Raw genomic sequence first — 22,444 nt, forward strand, 5'->3', positions numbered from 1 at the left:
ATAACCTTTTTTTATTTTAAAATAAACCAGCCGGGCCTTCGCTGTAGCTGACCAGTAAGTTCTTTGTCTGTTGATAATGATCCAGCATCATTAAATGATTTTCTCTGCCGATTCCTGATTTTTTATATCCTCCAAATGCGGCATGCGCAGGGTACTGATGATAACAATTGGTCCATACGCGCCCGGCTTGAATGCCGCGTCCAAAACGATACGCTGTGTTCATATCACGTGTCCAGATACCAGAACCTAGACCATATAGTGTATCATTTGCGATTTCCAGCGCCTCTTCCTTATCCTTGAATGTAGTTACGGATAATACCGGACCGAAAATCTCCTCCTGGAAAATACGCATCTTATTATTCCCTTTAAAAATTGTCGGCTGCACATAATACCCGGAAGCCAGTTCTCCGTCAAGCTTATTAACATCTCCACCGACAAGAACTTCTGCACCTTCCTGCTTGCCAATATCGAGATAAGACTTAATTTTTTCAAATTGTTCTTCCGAGGCTTGGGCTCCCATCATCGTCTCTGTATCAAGCGGGTGACCAATTTTAATTTGATTGACACGTTCAATTGCTTTTTCCATAAACCGGTCGTAGATTGATTCATGCACAAGGGCGCGGGACGGACATGTACAAACTTCCCCCTGGTTCAGGGCAAACATGACCATTCCTTCAATTGCTTTATCTACAAAGCTGTCATCCTTATCTAATATGTCTTCAAAAAATATATTCGGTGATTTGCCTCCCAGCTCCAAGGTTACTGGAATTATATTTTCAGACGCATATTGCATAATGAGACGGCCAGTCGTGGTTTCGCCTGTAAATGCAATTTTCGCGATACGGCTGTTTGTGGCAAGCGGCTTCCCTGCTTCTACTCCAAAACCGTTGACAATATTCACCACACCGTCTGGCAACAAGTCCTTGATTAAATCCAACAGCACATGAATCGAAGCCGGTGTCTGTTCAGCAGGCTTCAATACAACGCAGTTTCCGGCAGCCAATGCTGGGGCAAGCTTCCAGGTTGCCATTAATATTGGAAAGTTCCATGGAATAATTTGACCGACGACTCCTAACGGCTCATGAAAATGGTAAGCAACCGTATCATTATCAATTTGGCTCAGCGTCCCCTCTTGCGCGCGAATCGTCCCTGCAAAATAACGGAAATGATCGATTGCCAATGGAATATCTGCTGCCAAGGTCTCCCGGACTGCTTTCCCGTTCTCCCAGCTTTCTGCTACGGCCAGCTTTTCTAAATTCTCTTCCATCCGGTCAGCAATACGATTTAAAATCAGTGCCCGTTCTGCGACAGATGTTTGACCCCACGCATCTTTCGCCTCATATGCTGCATCAATCGCCGCATCCACGTCTTCCTTTGTGGAACGGGCGATTTCACAAAACACTTCACCTGTAATCGGAGTTGTATTCTCAAAGTAGTTTCCCTTTAGCGGCGGCTGATACTTTCCCCCAATGTAATTATCATAACGCTTTTCATAGTTTACAATAGCACCTTCTGTGTTCGGATTAGCATACCTCATTTAAACTCCTCCTTATTGTAAGCGATTACATTTTGATGTGAATAATATATTAATTTGTTATTACAGTATAGCAAATATTATCTTACATTTACAATAATTTCAACTATTAAATTTTTTATGTATGAAAATCCTTTATATTTCGTTTGCAAACTGCTCAGCTATAGGTATTTGAACTTGACTATACCACCATATTGAAAATATGCTTTCTATTTCCTGTTTAACGAACGCGAAGATGCAGCGGATCAAAATCAACCCGCTGCATCTTCGCTTCGTTCTATCCTCAGTAAATTATAGAGATACTATTTACTTCAATTCAGGAATTACTCGAACTTCTTTTGCCATTTCAGATTGGCATAAAGGGCAGCTCGGCTCAGCTTCAAAACTAAACGATTCTCTCATCCATCCTTGACAATCTTCTTGAGTGCATGACCAGACGTTTGTTTCCACCTCTGGCACTGGTTCCTTAGGTCCACGCGAAAAAGACATTATAGCATCTCCCTTCCTTATATACAGTATACGCTAAAACTTGAAAGAGTGAAACTTTTGAGCATAACAACTTTTCATACTTTTTTCAAATATTGTACCTTTATTTCCATAAATTCATGTGTCAGCTTCTTCTTATAGCTTGTACTACTTTCCATTTTGATATACTGTTTAAAAGCGAAATGCTCTATTTTTATTATATGCGCTGAATAGCTATATATGATAAAAAGATTCATATATACAAAAAAGAATTAGACAGCTTTTTGTATACTGCCCAATTCCTTTTGTATTCCCATACATGAAACATATGGATATCATCAATTATTTCAATGCAAATTTTTCAATTGCTTTACCGACACCGTCTTCCAGATTACTGTCTGTTACAGCATTAGCTGCTTCTTTTATTTTTTCTTGCGCATTGCCCATCGCAACACCTACACCTACTTGCTGAATCATTTTCAAATCGTTCAGACTGTCACCGACTGCCATAATTTCTTCCATGGAAATCCCGGTACGATCGCAAAGAAAGGATAATGCATTTGCTTTGCTTACACCTTCAGGGTTAATTTCAATATTTGTCGGCAAAGAGTTTGTTATTTCTAAACCCTCCAGCTCCTTTAACCTATCTTTAACTTCCTGCAGTCTATCCAGATCCTCTGAAGCACATCCGAATTTAAGCCATTGATAATCTTGTATATTTACTGTTTCATCGCCTTGAAATACTCCTTCCGTAGAAATCATCCATCTGTGTACCCCTGCTTCTTCGGTATATTGCTGCAGTTTTTCTACTGTTTCATTAGCCAACAGTTTCTGCTGGAGCAATTCTTTTTCCATTGTCCACACCTGGCCGCCGTTAGCTGTAATCATAAATGTCTGTAATTTTAACTCTTCTGCATAAGGATAGCATGTATCAATTCCCCGTCCAGTACTTAGTACCACTTGGATACCTTGACGCAATGCCTCCTGGATGGCTTCCTTATTACGCTTTGATACCTCAAGCGCCGGATTTAACAATGTTCCATCCATATCCAAGGCAATTAACTTCACCGATTTTGTCATTTTATTCATACCTCATTTCTCTGTTATCTTGTTTAAGTATACTGGAAACCCGGATGCTTTTACTACTAAAACGCAGCTTGGCGCATCCATTAGATTTTGAACTACCCCCGCTTATCCACCTTATAAGTTGCTTGAAGTGGGAGATTCCTAAGAACACCAACCTACCGGTCAGTTATGGATTAGGCTATCCCCGCAGTCCCTGCGGTTAATCGCAATGCTTCTTTACGAAGATTCCTGCTTGCGTTCCTATCTCTTTGGTGATGGCATTGACATGTTTCGTGGTATAGGATTGAACAGAATTCTTTTTTGATTTAAAACGAGGTGCCTTATTCTGTTTCTTATAATAGCGCGGATAGGAATCATTCACGTTTTCCACCGCTTTTTGAAGGGCAATACTATCGACTTCTTTGAAGAAGGGATAGGTTTTCTTTAATTCCCGAACTGCTTTGATTGCCTTATTTTTATTGAAAAATTCGCTCTTCCAATTATTTTGAAGAAGCTGTCCGTGTTGTATCATTTCATTCACCGTATGCCAATAGTGGTCTTTTTGTTTTCCTGTAAAATAGTTGTAGACAAAGCGGGAGCAGCCGATTGTCTTATGGATGAAGGTGATTTGTTTTTTGTTCGGATAGATACGAAAACAAAATGCTTTTTTACTTTCATAGCTTCTTACCTCTCCTGTCTATTATATCAGAAAAAGGATGTTTTTTGGAACGTTTGTTCGATTCCTTATTGGACAGTTTAGACACTCAAAAGCAATCTTTTGTGCATGGGAGATTCGTCTCCCCCTTACCTCTACGCGCTTGAAGAGGGAGTTTTCTCTCGTTTTTTTATAAAAAACTGCTGTTTCTACAAATTATCCTATTATATTTCCCAGGAAATACTCTGTTTCTCGTTTTCAAAAAGAAAACACCTAATCAGATATTTCTAATTAAGTGCTTTCTAAACAGCTAGCTTTCGATAGTTTTCCCAGATTCATCTATATCATTAATGATTTCCTGAAGCTGATTTTTTTCGGTGAATTGAATAATCTGCTCCAAATCTAACAGTAAAATAAGTTCATCGTCAATCGTTGCTACACCTAATAAAAAGGTATCTTTTATCTCACCGACAAGCTTAGGGGCAGACTTAATGAAGGAAGCTGGTATATCCTTTACCTCTGTCGCCTGATCCACAACCATCCCAATTTGCATCTCATCAACTTGTACAACGAGCGTTCTGGTCTGGTCTGTGATATCAACACCGCCTAGATTCAATCTTTCCCGTAAATCAATAATAGGGGTCATTACTCCCCGCATTTCCGTAACACCTTTCATAAAACCAGGAGTACGAGGTATCTCTGTTAGAGATAATGCCCGCTCTATGGAAACGATTTGCTGCACATGAACAGCAAAGGTCTGTTCTTTTAATCTGAATATAATATGTTTCTCTGTATCCATTTACTTTCCCCCTTTCTTTAAATGCACTTTAATCAATCAGCGCATTAGGATCAATAATCAAAGCGACCTCACCATCACCTAATATGGTTGCTCCTGATACGGCAAATACTTCTCCAAGATAATTCCCTAGCGATTTTAATACAACTTCCTGCTGACCAATCAGTTCATCGACAATTAATCCCACCAGTTTTTCTCCCTTTTTGATGATTACAGTAGAATAACGATCTGCTTCCGTATCATAATCAGGAACCTTTAGTACCTTACCTAAAGACAAGACAGGTATAATTTTGCCACGATAATCGATAACATCTGCTCCTTGCGCACACATAATCTTTTCTTTAGGAAGCATAATCGTCTCTAAAATAGAAGTTAATGGAATCGCTAATGTTTCCTTCTTAACATGGACAAGCATGGTAGTAATAATCGATAAGGTCAAAGGCAGCTGGATGGAAAAGGTGCTTCCTTTCCCTGTCATAGTTGTTACGGAAATTTTACCGCCTAATGCTTCGATTTTATTTTTTACAACATCTAAGCCAACACCGCGTCCCGATACATCGGAAATCGTATCAGCTGTACTGAATCCTGAACTCATAATTAACGCTGCAACTTGATCATCGGTTAACTCTTCGGCTTCCTGTGGTGTAATAATATTGTTTTCAATCGCTTTTTCCGATACTTTTTCGCGGTTGATTCCCGCACCATCATCTTCTATTTCGACAAAAACATGATTTCCGCTGTGGTAAGCACGTAATACGAGCTTGCCTTCCTCCGGCTTATTGTTCGCAATCCGCTTCTCCGGCCTTTCAATTCCATGATCACAAGAATTACGAATCAGATGGACCAGCGGATCCCCAATTTCGTCAATGACCGTGCGATCTACTTCTGTTTCTGCACCTTTTATTTCCAGGGCAATTTTTTTATTTAAATCTTTGGATAATTGACGGATCATTCTTGGAAAACGGTTGAAAACCTGCTCGATTGGAACCATTCGCATCGCCAGAATCAGCGATTGCATATCCGAACTTACTCTGCTTAAATGCTCTACAGTCTCTCTTAAATCACTATTGTCTATTGAGGAAACAAGCACCTCAAGTCGGCTTCTATCAATCACAACCTCTTCAAATAAGTTTAAAAGATTATCAATCTTATCGAGATTTACCCGGATATTCTTAGAAGCAGTTTTCTTTCCGTTATTTTGTGCAGTCTCTTTATTTTTCGACACTTCTGCCTTTGTTTCAGACTTCTTCGCTGGTACCTCTGTCACCTTTTCACTGACCGTTTTTTTATTTGCTTGCACGATTTCTTTCTCTGCTGTTTTTTCCTCTGTCTGTTCCTGCGTATCCGAAGCCGTTTCATCCGTTTCGATCACATGTGCTTCAACCGTTTCCACTTCTGATACATTTTTCACTGCTTCCACCAAGGCGTCCGGCTCTTGGTCTGTCAAAAATAAAAGTGTAAATCCTGAATCAAATGTCCCTTCCTCAATCTCTTCTACAGTCGGGGAAGTACGGATAATTTCTCCCAAGTTCTCTAATACTTCAAACACCATAAATGCCCGGGCGCCTTTTAAAATACAGCTCGCTTCAAACGTTACTTTTAAATCATAGGGGGTCATCCCTTGTTCTTTGGCCTGCTGAACAACCGTGAACTGAAATTCATCTAAATCGGATGCTTTGAAATAATTTCCTGTATCTTCCTTTTCTTCCACTGCTGCTGCAGCTGCTGATTCAGAAATACCTTCTCCTTTTTCAATTGCTTCCAGTTTTTTCACATGTTCACTGACATCTTTTTTACCGTCTCCTCCGTTTCGCACAGAATCAACCATATCTTCCAAATCATCAATAGACATAAATAACGTATCGATGATTTCCGTGTTTGTCATTAATTCTTCATTACGAATCAGGTCCAGAACGTTCTCCATTTTATGCGTCAGAGAGGCAATATCTTCATACCCCATTGTTGCTGCCATCCCTTTTAGCGTATGGGCAGAGCGGAATATCTCATGTACATATTCCAAGTTAGAAGGATCTTCTTCTAATTTCAATATAAAATCATTGATTGACTGTAAATGCTCCTGGCTTTCATCTAAGAAAATATCCAAATATTGTTGCGTATCCATAAGATTTCCCCTCTATTCTAATCTTCATTTGTTTCATCCGGAACATTGATCTCATAATTAGGTAAAACCAGAACTTCTACACGTCTGTTCCTTGCTCTGTCTTCTTCTGTATCATTAGGAAAAGCCGGTTCAAATTCTCCATACCCCTTCACGCTAAACAGTGTCGGATCAAGATCATCATTTTGCATCAAAATCTGCATAAAATTCATTGCCCGTGTCACGCTCAATTCCCAATTTGATTCAAAATCTGCGTTATGAATTGGAACATCATCGGCATGGCCGCTGATAACGACCTGATGCGGAGGCTCTGTATGCAGGATTTGAGAAACATCTTCTGCAACCTGTATTCCTTCTTGTTTGACCACTGCACTTCCAGAATCAAACAGAATATCATTGCGCATGGTCACCAGCAGCCCTTCTCCTGTTAAAGTTGTTCCAAATTCTTCAGTAAGACCTGCTTCTTCAATATATATATTAATTTCTTCCTCGACCTGTCTAAGCCTGAGAAGCTCCTGTTCTCCTTCTATATCAGCTTCGTCAGCTGTCTCCTCTTCGCTTCCTTCTTCATCATCTGTGCCCTCTTCCATATAATCTCCTTCGTCCCGGCCTTCTTTCATACTGGGCGGAATTGGTTCCGACTCGTAATCTAACAGTCCTGTCCCTGATCCGGATGATAATTCATCACGAAAGACATTAGCAAGCTGGAAATATCTTTCCACATTGACATCACTGGAAGCAAATAAAACTATAAATAAGGCTACTAATAAGGTTAATAAATCAGAATAAGGAAGCAGCCAAGATTCATCTACATGTGATTGTTTTTTCTTTCTTTTTCTTCTAGCCATCGCTATCCCTCTTCTGCAGTTCTGCCAGCTCTTTGGAAGAAAGTAAAGATCCTAATTTTTCCTGCACAATTAAACGGGAATCGCCTGTTGTAATAGACAAGACGCCTTCCACAATTAATTCTTTTTGCAGTACTTCCCGCTTCGATTTTTCACGCAATTTATTAGCGAATGGGTGCCATAAAACATAACCTGTGAAAATCCCCAGCAAGGTCGCCACAAAGGCTGCTGAAATGGCATGTCCCAATGCGTCAATGTCAGACATATCAGCGAGTGCTGCAATCAATCCGATTACTGCACCAAGTACTCCCAGTGTCGGAGCATATGTACCAGCTTGTGAAAATATAGCAGCACCTTCTTCATGCCGCTGCTCCATCGCTTCTATCTTTTCAATCATGACATCTTTGATAAAATCCGGTGATTGTCCATCAATGGCTAATTGCAAACCAGATGAAAGAAAGGGGTCATCTACTTCATTTACTTGGTTCTCTAAAGAAAGAAGCCCTTCTTTACGCGTTTGATCTGCCCAATCCATGAATAAGACAATAAGCTCTTTTGAATCAGTTTGTTTCTCTTCAAAAAATAATTTCTTAAATAATGCCGGGACTTTCTTCAGCGCACTTCCCGGGAAGGCAATCGTAACTGCTGCAACTGTCCCTAACAGGATGATAAGAAATGCTGCCGGCTCAAGCAATGCAGCTAAGTCTGCTCCTTTTAATACCATCCCTACGCCGATAGCAATTAGTCCTAATATTAATCCTATGACTGATGATTTATCCATATGTATCCTCCCGTTTTCCATTGTACCTACTTTTAATATCGGTAAAATTCATAAATTATGAAGTCCCTTGGAAGGTAAATTTCGCATGAATCGACAAGTATTTTACAAATGATTGATTAATCTAAAGAAAAACAGGCTGTGCAAATCAGCACAAACCTGTTTTTCTTTAGTCTACTTGATAGATGACAGCTTGATAAGGTTTGAGTTTTCCCAGCGCTGCCTCTTCGTAATTATTGATTAGCAATTTTAAGTTTTTATCCTTTAATTTCTCCGGTAATTCATATTCCGTTGCTTTCCCAAAGACATTCACCAAAATAATCCACTTATCTTCTTGATATGTTCGCGTATATGCATATATATCCGGATGTTCCGCTATCATTAGATTATAATTTCCATAGATGAGTCCCTGCTCTTGTTTCCGTAATGCAATCAGCCGTTTATAAAAATTCAAAATTGAATCGGCACGGTCTTGCTGTTCCTCTACATTGATAGCTGTATAATTTGGGTTTACTTTCATCCACGGTGCTCCTGTTGTAAAACCGCCATTTGCTTCATTGTTCCACTGCATTGGTGTACGGGAATGGTCTCGGCTTGTCTTAGCTAATGCAGCCAATATTTGCTCTTTCGGAACGCCTTTTTCCAGCTGCTCCTTATAAAAATTCTTTGAATCAACGGCATCATATTCCTCGATTGATTCAAATGGCGCATTCGTCATTCCAATTTCCTGTCCCTGATAAATAAATGGCGTTCCCTGCATCATAAAATATAGTACAGCGAAAGCTTTTGCCGAAGCTGCATGATACTTTTCCGGGTCTCCCCAGCTGGAAACAGAACGCGGCTGATCATGATTTTCTAAAAATAATGCATTCCAACCGACTTTCTCCAGACCCTTCTGCCATGTGGTAAACACATCCTTCAGTTCTTCTAAATCAAGCCCTTCCCCTGTTTCACGTCCCCAAAGATTGAGATGGTCAAATTGGAAAATCATATCAAATACCCCATGCTTTTCACCAACCCAGTCATCTGCCTGTGAAAGTTTCACGCCGTTAGCTTCCCCAACAGTCATAATGTCATAGTGATCCAGCGTTGCTTTTTTAAACTCCTGAAGGAATTCATGGATGCCCTCCTGATTCATATGTCCTTTAAAGGAAGGAACGTATTTTTTCTTTTTCGGGTTCGGCATATCTGGAAAGCCGGGTTTCTTTTTAATATGCGAGATTGCATCCACACGAAAGCCGTCAATTCCTTTATCCAGCCACCAGTTGACCATTTTGTATAAATCATTGCGGACTGCTTCATTTTCCCAATTTAAATCGGGCTGTTTTTTAGAAAAGATATGCATAAAGTATTCTTTTGTCTGCTCATCATATTTCCAGGCTGAGCCTCCAAAAATAGATTCCCAGTTATTTGGTTCTTCTCCATTCTTTTTCCCTGGATGCCAAATATAATAATCGCGGTATGGATTATTCTTCGATGACCTCGACTCGATAAACCAAGGATGTTCGTCAGAGGTATGATTAATCACTAAATCCATAATCAGACGCATGCCTTTTTGATGTGTTTTTTCAAGAAGCTCGTCAAAGTCCGCCATTGTCCCAAACTCTTTGGCAATCGCTTGATAATTGCTGATATCATAGCCATTATCATCATTAGGAGATTGATAGACAGGGCTTACCCAGATAACATCGATCCCTAAGTCCTTTAAATAATCTAATTTAGAGATAATGCCTTGAATATCGCCGATTCCATCTCCATTAGAATCCATAAAGCTTCTTGGGTAAATTTGATATGCTGTTGCTTCTTTCCACCATTTTTTATTCATTTTTCGACTTCCTTTCTTCGATCGCTGTGTAGGTTATTCGCTTAAACTAAAATAAGTCTATAGTGTTATAATAACATTAATAAACATATAAAAAGACTCTATAAAACAGAAAAATCAAACTCATCAAAAAAATAACGATTACACTTATCATAATCGTTATTAATCGGAAAAACAGCCAAATACTATATATAGCGACACCTATTTAATTGGCAATACTAATTAATATTCAATTAAGACATGAATAAAATAGTATAGGTTCTATTTGATACTATTTTATTTGATATTTTGTCCATAAATTTAATCAGATATATTAAAAGATAATTTCATTTATTTTTTAAACTGGTTTTCACACTCAAAATAAACACTTTTCATCTGTTCAAATCGTTATAATAACAATATAAAGCATATTTACAAAGAAATGAAAAGTTCTATTAAAATTAAAATTTATATTTTTTCACTTTTTTAAACGAACAGATTCACGGTAAACAATATCGTGTGGAATTATAATCCTTTTTCTAGTTAGCTTCTGATTCATGCACATCTTAATAATTGCTTTTGCTGACTCTACACCTAGCTGATAAATTTGAATATCAACAGTTGTCAACGCTGGTTTTATAATCTCTGAAAAATAAATATTATTGAAACTAGCCAACGATATATCTTCAGGAACTTTAAGTCCATATTCCTCTAACATGCTAATAACACCAACACTAATTAAGTCATCACTTACAACTATTGCATCCGGCTTAACTTCAAGTTTTAAAATTTGTTCCACAGCTTCTCTGCCGCCAGACTTTAAAAATTCTGTATGAAGCGCATATTCTTTTAGTACAGGAATCGCAGCTTCCTTCAAAGCCATTTCATAACCCTTTTGCCGATCAATAGTTACAACAAGATCAGCTGCTCCTCCAATAAAGGAAATACGTCTGTGCCCATTTTCTATTAAATACGCGGTAATATCTTTTCCTGCTTTTATGTTGTCGTTATCTACATGAACAATTTCATTTTTATACTCTAAAGGTTTTCCTACTATAACAAACGGAAAATCTTTCTCTTTTAAGAAATCTATAATTGGATCATTTAAACGGGAATAAAGTAAAATTATTCCGTCCACATACTTCCCTAAAACCATTCTTTCAACTTCTTTAAACTTTTCTTGCTCTGTTTGGCCAGTTGATAAAAGTATTGAAAATTGTTCTTGATGAAAGTAAGAACCTATTCCTCTTAAAACCTCTGCAAAAAATGGATTTTGCAGAGATTTATCTGCGGAGGAAGGCATAATGACACCAATTGTCTTTGTAGACTGTACAACTAAATTTCTTGCGGTTAGGTTAGGATGATAACCTAAATCTTGCATTGCTTTTCTAACTTTTTGCTTTGTCTTCTCGCTAATCCTCGAATTATTTGCAATCACTCTTGATACGGTGGATGGAGAACATCCGGTAGCCTTTGCTATATCCTTAATAGTAACAATTTTTATCACCCTCTAATTAGCTGGTTTATACAAATTTAGATTAAAACATTATATATAATATCCTTTCTTATATTTTAACCTATACCCTAGCCTTTTGTACCGCCTGAAGCCAAACCAGAAATTAAGAATCGTTGCAAGAACAAATAAATTGTTGCAATTGGTACAGCAATTAATACAGAACCTGCTGCAAATCTAGTAAAATTATTAGCAAACTGATCATTAATAAAATTATACAACCCTACAGCTAATGTATAATTCTCTTCACTGGATAACACAATAGAAGGAAGTAAGAAATCAAATAATGGAGCCATAAAATTAAATAAAGCAACCACTGCTAGAATTGGTTTTGCTAGTGGTAAAAGAATACTCCAAAAAATCCTAATAGGTCCTGCTCCATCGATTTTAGCGGCTTCATCCAATTCCTTTGGAATCGTATCAAAATACCCTTTTACAAGCCAGGCATTAAATGGTATTTGTCCTCCTAAATAAATTAAAATTAACCCTGTTAAAGAATCTAATAATCCAATCATATTTAAGAAAATGTATAGTGCTACCATCGCCATCATTACAGGGAACATTTGTAAAAGCAAAAAGATGTATAGCCCATTTTTACGTCCTACAAATTTAAACCTTGAAAAAGCATAAGCAACAAATGCTGTCAAAACAACACTTCCAATAGCGTTGGCAAAAGCAACAATTAACGAATTTTTATACCATAATAGATAATCACTTTCCGGACTGAATAGCCATTGATAATGTTCCAATGAAAAATTATCTGGAATAATACTAGAAGAATACAGACTTGTACCCTGATTCAGTGACATACCAATTGTCCAAAGAAGCGGATAAAAAATAACAACGGCAACAACTGCCAATATGAGATAAATAGCAGTTAATTCTAGCTTCGATTTTAATTTTGAATTCATTAAATGTCACCTTCTTCTTTAAAGGATCTTGTTCTACGGAATTGGTAAAAAGCAAATCCCGATACAATCAATCCCATAATAATTGAAATAACAGCTGCCATTGAGTAATTATTTGTATCAAAAGTTAATTTATATACCCAAGATATTAGAATATCCGTTCCACCAGCATTCTGTCCTCGTACAGCAGGACCGCCTTCATTAAATAAATAAATGACGTTAAAATTATTAAAGTTTTGAGCATATTGCATGATCAATAATGGCGCAGTTGCAAACATAACATGAGGAAACGTAATATTTTTGAATTTTTGAATCCGTGAAGCCCCATCAATATCTGCTGCTTCGTACCAATCTTTTGAAATACTTTGTAGTATCCCTGTAAATAGTGCAAAAATAAATGGAAACCCGAGCCATGTTTGTACCATAATAATAGCTACCCGACTATAGAGCGGGTCACTCAGCCAAGCCACCCCATCCCCGCCAAATAAAGGAATAATAATATCTCGGTTAATCGCTCCAAAATCATCATTAAACATCGCAGCAAATACAAGAATGGTCACAAACGCTGGAACAGCCCATGGCAAAATTAAAATTGTCCTAATTAATTTTTTAAATTTTAGTCTTTCATCATTTACCAATACTGCTAGAAAGAAACCTAAAGCAATCTGTAACGTTGTAGCAACTACCGTCCAGACAATGGTCCAGACAAATACACTGAAAAAGGTTTCTTGCCAAATTGGAACAGTAAATAAGTTTTTGAAGTTATCCAAACCGACCCAGTCTACTAAGTTCCGTGGCGGGGAATGGTATAAATCATAATTTGTGAATGCTAATAACAGAGAAAACAATAAAGGAAAAATAACAACAAAAATCATTAAGAATAAACCTGGAAAAGTAATAATATAAGGGAACGAATAGTCATAAACTTCTTTAATAACTTGTTTAAAACTTAATGGTACCCATCCCCTTTTTATTTTTTGGGCTTGTTTTCTGGCATCGAGCACATTAAACACATAAAGTGTAATTGCTATCACTGTAACAATTAAAGACAATACTCCTAATACCAGTAATCGAATGGAATGGTCAACCCCTGGGATAGTACCTAATGTACGTAAACCCCAAAGGCCGTAATTTATCGCCTCTAAAAATGCAAATAGAAATGCTCCTTCGATAACAATAAAGATAGCTCCTTTAATGTATCTGCGGTTATATAACTGACCTAACCCTGCAAATAATATGGAAAGTATAGTAGCAATAGCAGGGTTATGTTTTTGAAAATTCTTTTTTGGCTTTTTTTCTGGAGTAGTCAACCTTCCCCCTCCTTCAACTTTAAGTTAATGTACATAATAAAACCTCTTTTACATGCAGTTTGTTTAAATTAAAAAGAGGAGCTTATCTCCTCTTTTAATTATTCTCCTCCGCCTGCAGATTGTATATTATTATTAATCTGATCTACAGCTTCTTCTAACACTTCTTGGGCATCTTGCCCTTCAGCCAGGAATTGTAATGCATTTTGCATCGGTTCCCACACTTGAGCCATTTCTGGGGAACTCGGCATTGGGACGCCAAACTCGATTTGTTCAGCAAAGTCTGCATACATCGGATCTTCGATATTATTTAAAGCCTCTTCATTCGGAGGTAACTCTCCTGCAATATCATAATAAGTTTGTTGGTTCTCTTCATTTGTAATAAACATTGCTAAATCTTGAGCCCAATCCTTATTATCTGAATAATATGAAACCATCCAAGATTTAACACCTACAAATGTGGCGCTTGGCTCATTATTTATTTGTGGAAAAGGAGCAAATCCTAAATCATCACCTAAAGCGTTTTCATAAACTGGAATACTCCATGGTCCATTTATAACTGCACCTATTTTCCCTTCCGTAAACAATCCGTCAATTACATCTGCATTTGTACCTGCGGGGATTTTCCCAGATCCAAAAAATTCTTGATAAAATTCTCCGCCTTCAATTGCACCATCATTTGCTAAACCTACATCTGTCACATCATAGTCACCAGCTTCTCCCCCAAAGATATAACCGCCATAGTTTACTAAGAATGGATAAGCAAAATAGAAATCATTTGGTCTCATCAAAAATCCGTATTCGTCATTAGAAGCATCCGTATGTTCTTCAAGAATGTCTAACACATCTTCCATTGTTTCTGGAGCTTCACCCACTATACTTGTATTATAAAAAATACCATATGTTTCAATAACTGCAGGTAATCCATATATATCTGTTTCATCATCATAAGTATAAGTTACAGCGTCTACTGCTGCATCTACATATCTATTTAATTCATCATCGGTAACATCAAGAGGTTCTGCTAGTCCTTGCGCAACAATATTTCCAATTTGGTCATGCGGTTGATAGAACAAATCTGGCCCATTCCCTTCAGGTCCAGCTAATGATAACTGCTGTAATTGCTCAACCATTGGTTGTCCTTCTACCCTAACTGAAATGCCTTCCTGCTCTTCGTACCTCTCTACAATCTCATTAATGGCTTCCATTTGCTCATCTTGATCATTCATCCAAATCACTAGTTCTTCTGGTTTTTCTTCTTCTCCGCCAGCACTTTCTTCTCCAGGTTCTTCTCTGTCAGGTGCACATGCTCCTAAAATTAGAACAAACAAAAAAGAAACTAATGCAAAGAAACGAACTTTCCCTCTCATATTCCCAACTCCTTTTTTTATTCCACATTTGCGCAAACGTTTGCACGAATATTCTAGAGTTAATACTAATCTATTATTTATTTTTTTGCAAGGGGTTTCAAAAAATATTTTTTTGTTGAATGGAGAAGTGTTAGAAAAATAGTCATTTTTTCCAAAAGAAAAATTTCTATTATATTTTCCTCTTGACTTATGACAGACTTTTTGCCAATAATAGATTTAACTACTTCATGTTTCACTAAAAATTTAAGGGCAATGCTTTGTCATAACAACAACCCCTGTTTTCTTAACCAGAAAGCAGGGGTTGTTTATTTTTAAGGAGGAGTTCCATGTTAAAAGAAGCCATATATCATAGACCGAAAGGGAATTTTGCTTACGCTTACAAAGAGAAAACATTGCATATTCGGCTGAAGACGAAGAAAAAAGATGCAAACAAAGTAAGCTTGATTTACGGTGATCCCTATGATTGGAAGAAGAAAAAATGGACTTATAAGAAAAAGCCGATGTCTATTTCCGCTTCAGATGACTTATTTGATTACTGGTTCATTGAACTTGATGTGCCTACGAGACGCTTAAGATATGGTTTTGAAATAAGCGATGGGAAGAATACATTAATTTATACAGAAAAAGGGTTTTATCCAAATATAGAAACTGACGATATATCCTACTATTTTTGTTTTCCATTCATCAATCCAATTGATATTTTTAAAACACCTGATTGGGTGAAAGAGACAGTGTGGTATCAAATTTTCCCGGACCGGTTTGCAAATGGAAATAAGAAAAATGATCCGGAGAAGGTTTTGCCCTGGGCTAGTGAAGCACCTGCCTTAGACAACTTTTTTGGCGGGGATTTTGAAGGTATCATTAACAATTTGGATTACTTAACTGATTTGGGAATAAACGGGATCTATCTGACTCCTATTTTTAAAGCATATTCCAACCACAAATACGATACCATTGACTATATGGAAATTGATCCGCAATTCGGAGACAAAGAAACGTTTAAAAAGCTTGTGGATGAATGTCATCAAAGAGGAATACGTGTGATGCTGGATGCTGTTTTTAATCATAGCGGTCTGTACTTTGGTCCTTTTCAGGATGTGCTGGAAAATCAGGAGAAATCGAAATACAAAGATTGGTTTCATCTGCATGAATTCCCGGTAAAGGATGTCTATCCACCTAACTATGATACATTCGGATATGTTGAAACGATGCCAAAACTAAACACAGAGAACCCGGAAGTCCGTTCTTACTTTTTAGATGTTGCCGCATACTGGATTGAAGAATTTGATATTGACGGCTGGCGTCTGGATGTAGCAAATGAAGTAGATCATTCCTTCTGGAAAGCATTCCGCAAGAAAGTTAAATCAATTAAACCTGACTTATATATTCTTGGAGAAATATGGCATGATGCACTCCCATGGTTGGAAGGAGACCAGTTTGATGCAGTCATGAACTATCCGTTTACCTTGGCAGGTTTATATTATATTGCCAAAGAAAAGATTGACACTAAACAATTTGCTGACCGATTATCCAAATCTTATGCTTCTTATATGGAAAACAGTAATGAAGTGGCCTTTAACTTGCTCGACAGTCATGATACTCCTAGAGTTTTGACAGAATGCGGCGGGGATGTTAAAAAGGTTCGTCTATTGTATGCTCTGTTATTCTCTTTCCCTGGCACACCTTGTGTGTATTATGGCGATGAAATTGGTATGACTGGAGGAGAAGATCCCGAATGCAGAAAATGCATGGTATGGGATGAGGAGAATCAAAATACCTCTCTAAAAAACTTTATTAAACAATTTATTCAACTGCGCTTTACTGAAAAAGCATTTACACAAGGGAAGCTATCTATTATTCAGCCAAAAAAAGATGACTATTATTTTCATTTTATCCGAACGGTTGAAGACAGCTCTATTCACTTTTTTATAAACCCTGCGAATCAACCGACTGAGGTATCACTTGACTGTACTTCTACTAATCACGTTTTTAATCTATGGAATCAAAAGAAAATGCCAATTGAAAATAATAGTTTACGCATAGAAGTGCCAGCTAATGATTTCCTTATTTTAAAATTACAAAATTAGTATTATCTAATGATAGAATATATTTTTTAATTTCTTTCACCGGGTGTTATTTAAAATAAATAGTAAAAATAAGGGCTTAAATTTTTTTCATTACGAAATTATATAGAGTAAAAGTAACTGAAAGATATCTGTAATGAAAATGGAAATGTATTAGGATTTGCATTAATGACAATAGACCGCAGAAGGCATATTATTTTTATAAGATATAAAAAAGGAATTTCACATAACATGCGAAATTCCTTTTTTTCTATTTTTAGCTAGTTATATTCTCAGTGTTTTTGTCTTAAGCCCACCACATAGAAGCTGGAGGCTCCACGATATTCACCTGTTTTAAGTTCTTCACTGCAGCTTGAAAACCTTCTTCAACCGACATAATCGGATCTTCATGCTCTATACTAATCACATAATCATAGCCATATGTCCGAAGCGCACTCACAATATTCGACCATTCCTGAATACTATGGCCATACCCTACGGAACGAAAAGTCCAGGCACGTGTCTGCACTTCTCCATAAGGCTGCATATCAGTCAGCCCGTATATATTCACATTATCCTGGTCAATATACGTATCCTTAGCATGGAAATGATGAATGGCACCAGCTTTTCCAAGAATCTTGATTGCTGCTACCGGATCAATTCCCTGCCACCATAAATGACTCGGATCCAGGTTCGCCCCAATGGCATTATTTGTTGCTTCCCGCAGTTTTAGCATCGTATGGGGTGTATGGACGAGAAAACCGGCATGCAGCTCCAATCCTACTTTGACACCATGGTCTTCTGCAAATTGTCCCTGCTCTTTCCAATACGGAATCAATTTTTCTTCCCATTGCCATTTTAAGATATCGGCGTATTCCGTCGGCCAAGGGGTTACCGGCCAATTAGGATATTTCGAATCTTCATGGGAGCCCGGTGTACCTGAAAATGTATTAACAACCGGAACATCCAGCATCTCTGCCAAACGCACCGTTTTGATGAATGTATCATGGCTGGCTTTTGCCTGAGCTTTATTTGGAGAAACAGGATTATCATGACAGCTGAATGCGCTGATGGTTAATCCGCGTGATTCAATCTTATCTTTAAATTCTTTTCGCTTCTCACTGCTTTCCAATAATTCATCGATTTGACAATGCGCTGTACCGGGATTACCGCCTGTCCCTATTTCTACCGTATCCAGTCCAGCACCTTTCACATAATCAAGCATGTCTTCCAGCTTTTTATCTGCAAATAAAACCGTAAATACACCTAATTTCATTTTTCTCAGCCTCCCTTTAATTAATCGAGATACTTTTTCCCTGTTCACTGCTTTCATAAATGGCATCAATGACCTTCGTTACCTGCAGCGCATCCTCTGGACTGCTTTTCAATGTATCTTTCCCCAAGCAGGCATCGACAAAATTCTGTGCCTGTAAAAGGGCCGCTTCCTGTTGATCTTCCTTCGTATCGGCATGTGTCTCCACCATTCTATGATACTTCGGCTGATAGAATTCATAAGGAAAGACATTTACCCCTCCATTTTCGCCGGATATCGAGATATGTGTTTTATCCGCTTTGATATTTGCGGCCCAGGAGCATTCAAATAGCAGGGTGCTTCCATCATCAAAACGGATGTAGGCACTCACATGGTCATCGACGTCAATCGCTTCATGATCATAGCTTCCCCAGTCGTTAACCTGATCTGGCTGCTTACTTAAACACTGATAGGTTTGAGCATTGACCTCTATTGGTTTCGAAGGGGAAACAAGCCAAAGGGCTGTATCAAGTAAATGGCATCCCCAGTCAATCAAGCTTCCTCCGCCTTGAAGCTGTTTGTTTATAAATACACCCCAGCCTGGGACCTTTCTTTGCCGCATGGCTTGCACGCGCGTAACAATAGGTGCTCCCACTTCCGGCATCGACTCTTTTGCCAGCATCACAGAATCTACAAAACGATAATGATATCCAACCATTAATAGTTTATTATTTGCTTCTGCCGCTTCCAGCATGCGCTTTCCTTCATCTGCATTCATTGCCATTGGTTTCTCACATAAAACATGAACCCCTTGATTTAAGGCAGCAACTGCTATTGATTCATGAAATTTATTTGGTGTGCAGATGGTCACCGCATCTACGTGCTTGAACATGTCCAAATAATTTTCATATACATGAGGAATCGCATATTTTTCCGCTACTTCCTTCGCGCGGACCAAGTTAACATCCTGTACACCTGTTATTTCTACTTTATCACTTAATGACTGATAAACAGGGATGTGGCGGTTTTCCGCTATTCCCCCTGCTCCAATCAGTCCCATTTTCAAACGCTTCATGATTTGTCACTTCTCCAAGGAATAGATTCTTTTTGTTTCAACGGATTCTAATGCTGCTAAAATAATAGCGAGCGATTTCTTTCCTTCTTCACCGTCGATCAAAGGTGTTGTATCATTTTGAATGGAATCAATAAAATGATCAATGACATGTGTCGTTGTCTGGCCGCCTTCATCATTGGACTGAATGGCGCCCAGCTCGTATTTTACTGTTTCGCCATTCGTATATTGAACAACTAAAGAGTACGTCGGGTCATCTTCTAAACGTAATGTAGCTTTCTCTCCGTAAATAATGGTGGAATTATCTTCTTTCGCTGTATAAGCCCAGCTGGCAGCTAATGTCCCAATCGTGCCTTTTTCTGATTTAAGTATCAGCGTCGCGTTATCATCTACATCTGCATTTTCTTTCGCACTGGTTTCCACGAACGCACCAACTTCTACAAATTCATCCTGTAATAAATAACGGACTAAATCAGCTTTATGCACGCCTAAATCTCCCATTGCCCCAATAAATGCTTCGTCTTTTTTAAAGAACCAGCTATCTTTGCCATCTGCACTCCATCCTTCTGGTCCGCCATGTCCAAATGTGGTACGGAAGCTGTAAACCTTGCCAACCGCTCCAGATGCAATCAGTTCTCTGGCTTTTTGATGCGAGTTGACAAAACGCTGATTATGTCCGATCATTAATTTCTTTCCACTTTGCTGTGCCGCTTCAATCATCTGATCTGCCTCTTCTGCAGAGGTTGCCATCGGCTTTTCACAAAGCACATGCTTTCCGGCATTCAGTGCATCCACACTGACAGGTGCATGTAAGTAATTTGGCAGACAAACGCTGACCGCATCAATGTCATCTTGTTTCAACAGTTCCTTATAATCTGTATATGCCTTTGCTTCATATTTAACCGCTGCTTCTTCTGCCCGTTCCCCGACGATATCGCACACTGCCGTGATTTCCACATGTTTATTTGCTGCATATTCCGGCAGATGGCGATGCTTTGCTATACTTCCGCATCCGATAACCGCTATTTCCAAACTCATTTTACCGCTTCCTCTCTCTATCTTGATTTATTTTTCAATCGGCTGATAATTGCCATACGTATGCTTTGGAGTATCTTGATTCTTAGCCCATTCTACTGCATTTTTGATTACTTGCTGGACCTCAGCCTGATGATACGTCGGATAGGTTTCATGGCCAGGACGGAAATAGAATATCTTCCCTCTGCCGCGTTTAAATGTTGCTCCGCTGCGGAAGACCTCTCCGCCGGTAAACCAACTGACAAAAACCAATTCATCTGGAGCAGGAATATCAAAATGCTCTCCATACATTTCTTCTTTTTCAATTTCAAAATATTCGCCGATTCCTTTGGCAATGGGATGAGATGGATCTACATTCCATACACGCTCTGTATCATCCGATTCACGCCATTTTAAATCACAGCCTGTCCCCATCAGTGATTTAAAGATTTTAGAGAAATGGCCGGAGTGAAGAACAATTAATCCCATTCCTTCTAATACACGCTGTTTTACGCGTTCCACAATGTCATCCTGTACTTCCCCATGCGCCATATGCCCCCACCAAACCAGGACTTCTGTGTTATTCAGCACTTCTTCTGTTAATCCATGCTCTGGTTCGTCTAATGTCGCTGTTGTTACGTCATGCCCTGCTTCTGTTAAAAAGCCGGCGATTGCGCCATGGATACCTTTTGGGTAAATGGATGCAACGGTTTCATTTGTTTTTTCGTGACGATTTTCATTCCATACAGTTATATTCATTCCTGTACCTCCTAGTTGTCTTATTTGCGTAAAGTAACGATTAATAAATCCAATAGAGAGAAAAACAGATCACAAGGATATAATCGCTTTCATTTACAGATAATCTAATTATTATCATAAAGGATATTCTATCAATTTAACATAAATGATATAATGAAAACATGAACTATTTAATTATAAAAGGAGAAAAATATGAGAGTCAGCTTTTGCGGTTATTCCTATCATAACCAATTATTTCACACGATGCATAAATCTCGTTACGCCTCTTATCTGTTTCGATTACAGATCGAAGGTAAAGCGAAAATTAAAGTAAACAATGAAACACATCATATTGAAAAAGGCGATTTATTAATTGTCAAACCCGGGGAAACCTATGAACTGCATGTAGCAGAAGGCCAACAAAGCGGTGACTATTGCTTATATTGTGAAGGCGAAGAAGTTGACCAGCTTTTTCGCCACAGGCCAGTACTTTCCAAAATTACGATGGATCACACCGTCTTAAATTTATGGCAATCCCTCTTTATTGAAGAAAGAAGACCGGAAAAAGAAAAGAATAGTAAATTAACTCACTACTTGCTAAGTGCACTTTGTGTTTCTCTAGAACGCTCACTGGATAAAAAATCAACAGACATTAACAGACCTTATATTGTTACAAAGATGATGCGCTATATTGAAGAAAATGCAACCAAACAAGACTTCAAAATAAATGATATTGCAAATTATTGTAATATGAGTGTGTCAAGATGTGTTCACCTTTTCAAGGAATATATTGGACAAACAATGGTGGAATATGCACAATCGATTCGGATTTCTACCGCAATCAATCAGATGAAATATACAACAATGACATTAGAAAATATTGCCCAAAACTGCGGCTTTGGCTCTTATTCGTATTTTCACCGTGTTTTCAAGAAATTTCATCTTGTTTCTCCAAGGGAATATCGTGAGAAAATGTTTGAATCTTAATGGTTGAATAAGCAAGTCAGTAAATTAAAAATTCCAGTGAACCATCCAAAGCTAAATAGAATTTATACCTTTAAACAGCTATATCTGAATTACTTATAACTCTATACCCCTTTGTTGGCTTATAGCAATAGTACCTTTAAGTATTGCAGCCCAGGAAGTCAA

The 22,444-nt window shown here is 38.1% G+C and carries 18 protein-coding genes and 1 pseudogene; 2 read left to right on the forward strand and 17 right to left on the reverse strand.

The features are described from left to right. Positions 1-16 precede the first annotated feature (16 nt). The 13 genes and pseudogenes from exaC to ACZSMY_RS11880 all read right to left on the reverse strand — a co-directional run bounded on the left by exaC (position 17) and on the right by ACZSMY_RS11880 (position 15,156). The gene (exaC, locus tag ACZSMY_RS11820; RefSeq protein WP_042530156.1) at positions 17-1,537 is read right to left on the reverse strand and encodes an acetaldehyde dehydrogenase ExaC; all 1,521 of its coding nucleotides are present in this window, start codon (positions 1,535-1,537) and stop codon (positions 17-19) included. 303 nt (positions 1,538-1,840) lie between these two features. Continuing rightward, the gene (locus ACZSMY_RS11825) at positions 1,841-2,023 is read right to left on the reverse strand and encodes a cold-shock protein (protein ID WP_040978795.1); all 183 of its coding nucleotides are present in this window, start codon (positions 2,021-2,023) and stop codon (positions 1,841-1,843) included. Between the two features lie 318 nt (positions 2,024-2,341). Continuing rightward, the gene (locus tag ACZSMY_RS11830; RefSeq protein WP_052484911.1) at positions 2,342-3,079 is read right to left on the reverse strand and encodes a Cof-type HAD-IIB family hydrolase; all 738 of its coding nucleotides are present in this window, start codon (positions 3,077-3,079) and stop codon (positions 2,342-2,344) included. Positions 3,080-3,344: 265 nt separating this feature from the next. After that, a pseudogene (locus ACZSMY_RS11835) lies at positions 3,345-3,713 on the reverse strand (helix-turn-helix domain-containing protein); the annotation flags it as partial. A 316-nt stretch (positions 3,714-4,029) separates the two neighbouring features. Further along, the gene (locus ACZSMY_RS11840; RefSeq protein WP_042530151.1) at positions 4,030-4,518 is read right to left on the reverse strand and encodes a chemotaxis protein CheW; all 489 of its coding nucleotides are present in this window, start codon (positions 4,516-4,518) and stop codon (positions 4,030-4,032) included. 28 nt (positions 4,519-4,546) lie between these two features. Continuing rightward, positions 4,547-6,637, reverse strand: coding sequence for a chemotaxis protein CheA (locus ACZSMY_RS11845; RefSeq protein WP_465147809.1), 2,091 nt, complete (start codon positions 6,635-6,637; stop codon positions 4,547-4,549). 17 nt (positions 6,638-6,654) lie between these two features. Beyond that, positions 6,655-7,482, reverse strand: a complete 828-nt coding sequence (gene motB, locus ACZSMY_RS11850; protein ID WP_042530147.1) for a flagellar motor protein MotB — start codon at positions 7,480-7,482, stop codon at positions 6,655-6,657. After that, positions 7,475-8,260, reverse strand: coding sequence for a flagellar motor stator protein MotA (motA, locus tag ACZSMY_RS11855; protein WP_042530145.1), 786 nt, complete (start codon positions 8,258-8,260; stop codon positions 7,475-7,477). Before motA ends, motB begins: the two co-directional genes overlap by 8 nt. 166 nt (positions 8,261-8,426) lie before the next feature. Beyond that, complete coding sequence (locus ACZSMY_RS11860; RefSeq protein ID WP_465147810.1) at positions 8,427-10,082, reverse strand: glycoside hydrolase family 13 protein; 1,656 nt, start codon at positions 10,080-10,082, stop codon at positions 8,427-8,429. Between the two features lie 454 nt (positions 10,083-10,536). After that, positions 10,537-11,556 (reverse strand): LacI family DNA-binding transcriptional regulator, encoded by a 1,020-nt coding sequence (locus ACZSMY_RS11865; RefSeq protein WP_042535782.1) that lies wholly within the window; start codon positions 11,554-11,556, stop codon positions 10,537-10,539. Positions 11,557-11,642: 86 nt separating this feature from the next. After that, on the reverse strand, positions 11,643-12,482 hold the full coding sequence (locus ACZSMY_RS11870) for a sugar ABC transporter permease (protein ID WP_193064268.1): 840 nt from the start codon (positions 12,480-12,482) through the stop codon (positions 11,643-11,645). Beyond that, positions 12,482-13,789, reverse strand: coding sequence for a sugar ABC transporter permease (locus ACZSMY_RS11875; protein ID WP_042530140.1), 1,308 nt, complete (start codon positions 13,787-13,789; stop codon positions 12,482-12,484). Before ACZSMY_RS11875 ends, ACZSMY_RS11870 begins: the two co-directional genes overlap by 1 nt. Before the next feature lie 98 nt (positions 13,790-13,887). Then, positions 13,888-15,156, reverse strand: coding sequence for a sugar ABC transporter substrate-binding protein (locus ACZSMY_RS11880; protein ID WP_256704991.1), 1,269 nt, complete (start codon positions 15,154-15,156; stop codon positions 13,888-13,890). A gap of 326 nt (positions 15,157-15,482) precedes the next feature. On the opposite strand from ACZSMY_RS11880, the gene ACZSMY_RS11885 reads away from it, so the two are divergent. Then, positions 15,483-17,243, forward strand: a complete 1,761-nt coding sequence (locus ACZSMY_RS11885; RefSeq protein ID WP_465147811.1) for a glycoside hydrolase family 13 protein — start codon at positions 15,483-15,485, stop codon at positions 17,241-17,243. A gap of 283 nt (positions 17,244-17,526) precedes the next feature. Here the strand turns inward: ACZSMY_RS11885 and ACZSMY_RS11890 are convergent, their stop codons facing one another. Genes ACZSMY_RS11890 through ACZSMY_RS11905 form a run of 4 tightly spaced genes read right to left on the reverse strand, consistent with a single transcriptional unit; the run spans position 17,527 to position 21,316 of the window. Continuing rightward, on the reverse strand, positions 17,527-18,495 hold the full coding sequence (locus ACZSMY_RS11890; protein WP_332094397.1) for a sugar phosphate isomerase/epimerase family protein: 969 nt from the start codon (positions 18,493-18,495) through the stop codon (positions 17,527-17,529). 16 nt (positions 18,496-18,511) lie between these two features. Further along, the gene (locus tag ACZSMY_RS11895) at positions 18,512-19,546 is read right to left on the reverse strand and encodes a Gfo/Idh/MocA family protein (RefSeq protein ID WP_042530131.1); all 1,035 of its coding nucleotides are present in this window, start codon (positions 19,544-19,546) and stop codon (positions 18,512-18,514) included. A 6-nt stretch (positions 19,547-19,552) separates the two neighbouring features. Further along, on the reverse strand, positions 19,553-20,581 hold the full coding sequence (locus tag ACZSMY_RS11900) for a Gfo/Idh/MocA family protein (RefSeq protein ID WP_465147812.1): 1,029 nt from the start codon (positions 20,579-20,581) through the stop codon (positions 19,553-19,555). A gap of 27 nt (positions 20,582-20,608) precedes the next feature. Continuing rightward, on the reverse strand, positions 20,609-21,316 hold the full coding sequence (locus tag ACZSMY_RS11905) for a ThuA domain-containing protein (protein WP_042530128.1): 708 nt from the start codon (positions 21,314-21,316) through the stop codon (positions 20,609-20,611). A gap of 192 nt (positions 21,317-21,508) precedes the next feature. On the opposite strand from ACZSMY_RS11905, the gene ACZSMY_RS11910 reads away from it, so the two are divergent. Then, positions 21,509-22,282, forward strand: a complete 774-nt coding sequence (locus ACZSMY_RS11910) for an AraC family transcriptional regulator (RefSeq protein ID WP_042530125.1) — start codon at positions 21,509-21,511, stop codon at positions 22,280-22,282. Positions 22,283-22,444 lie beyond the last annotated feature (162 nt).

The organism is Oceanobacillus sp. B139/18, from assembly GCF_055524595.1.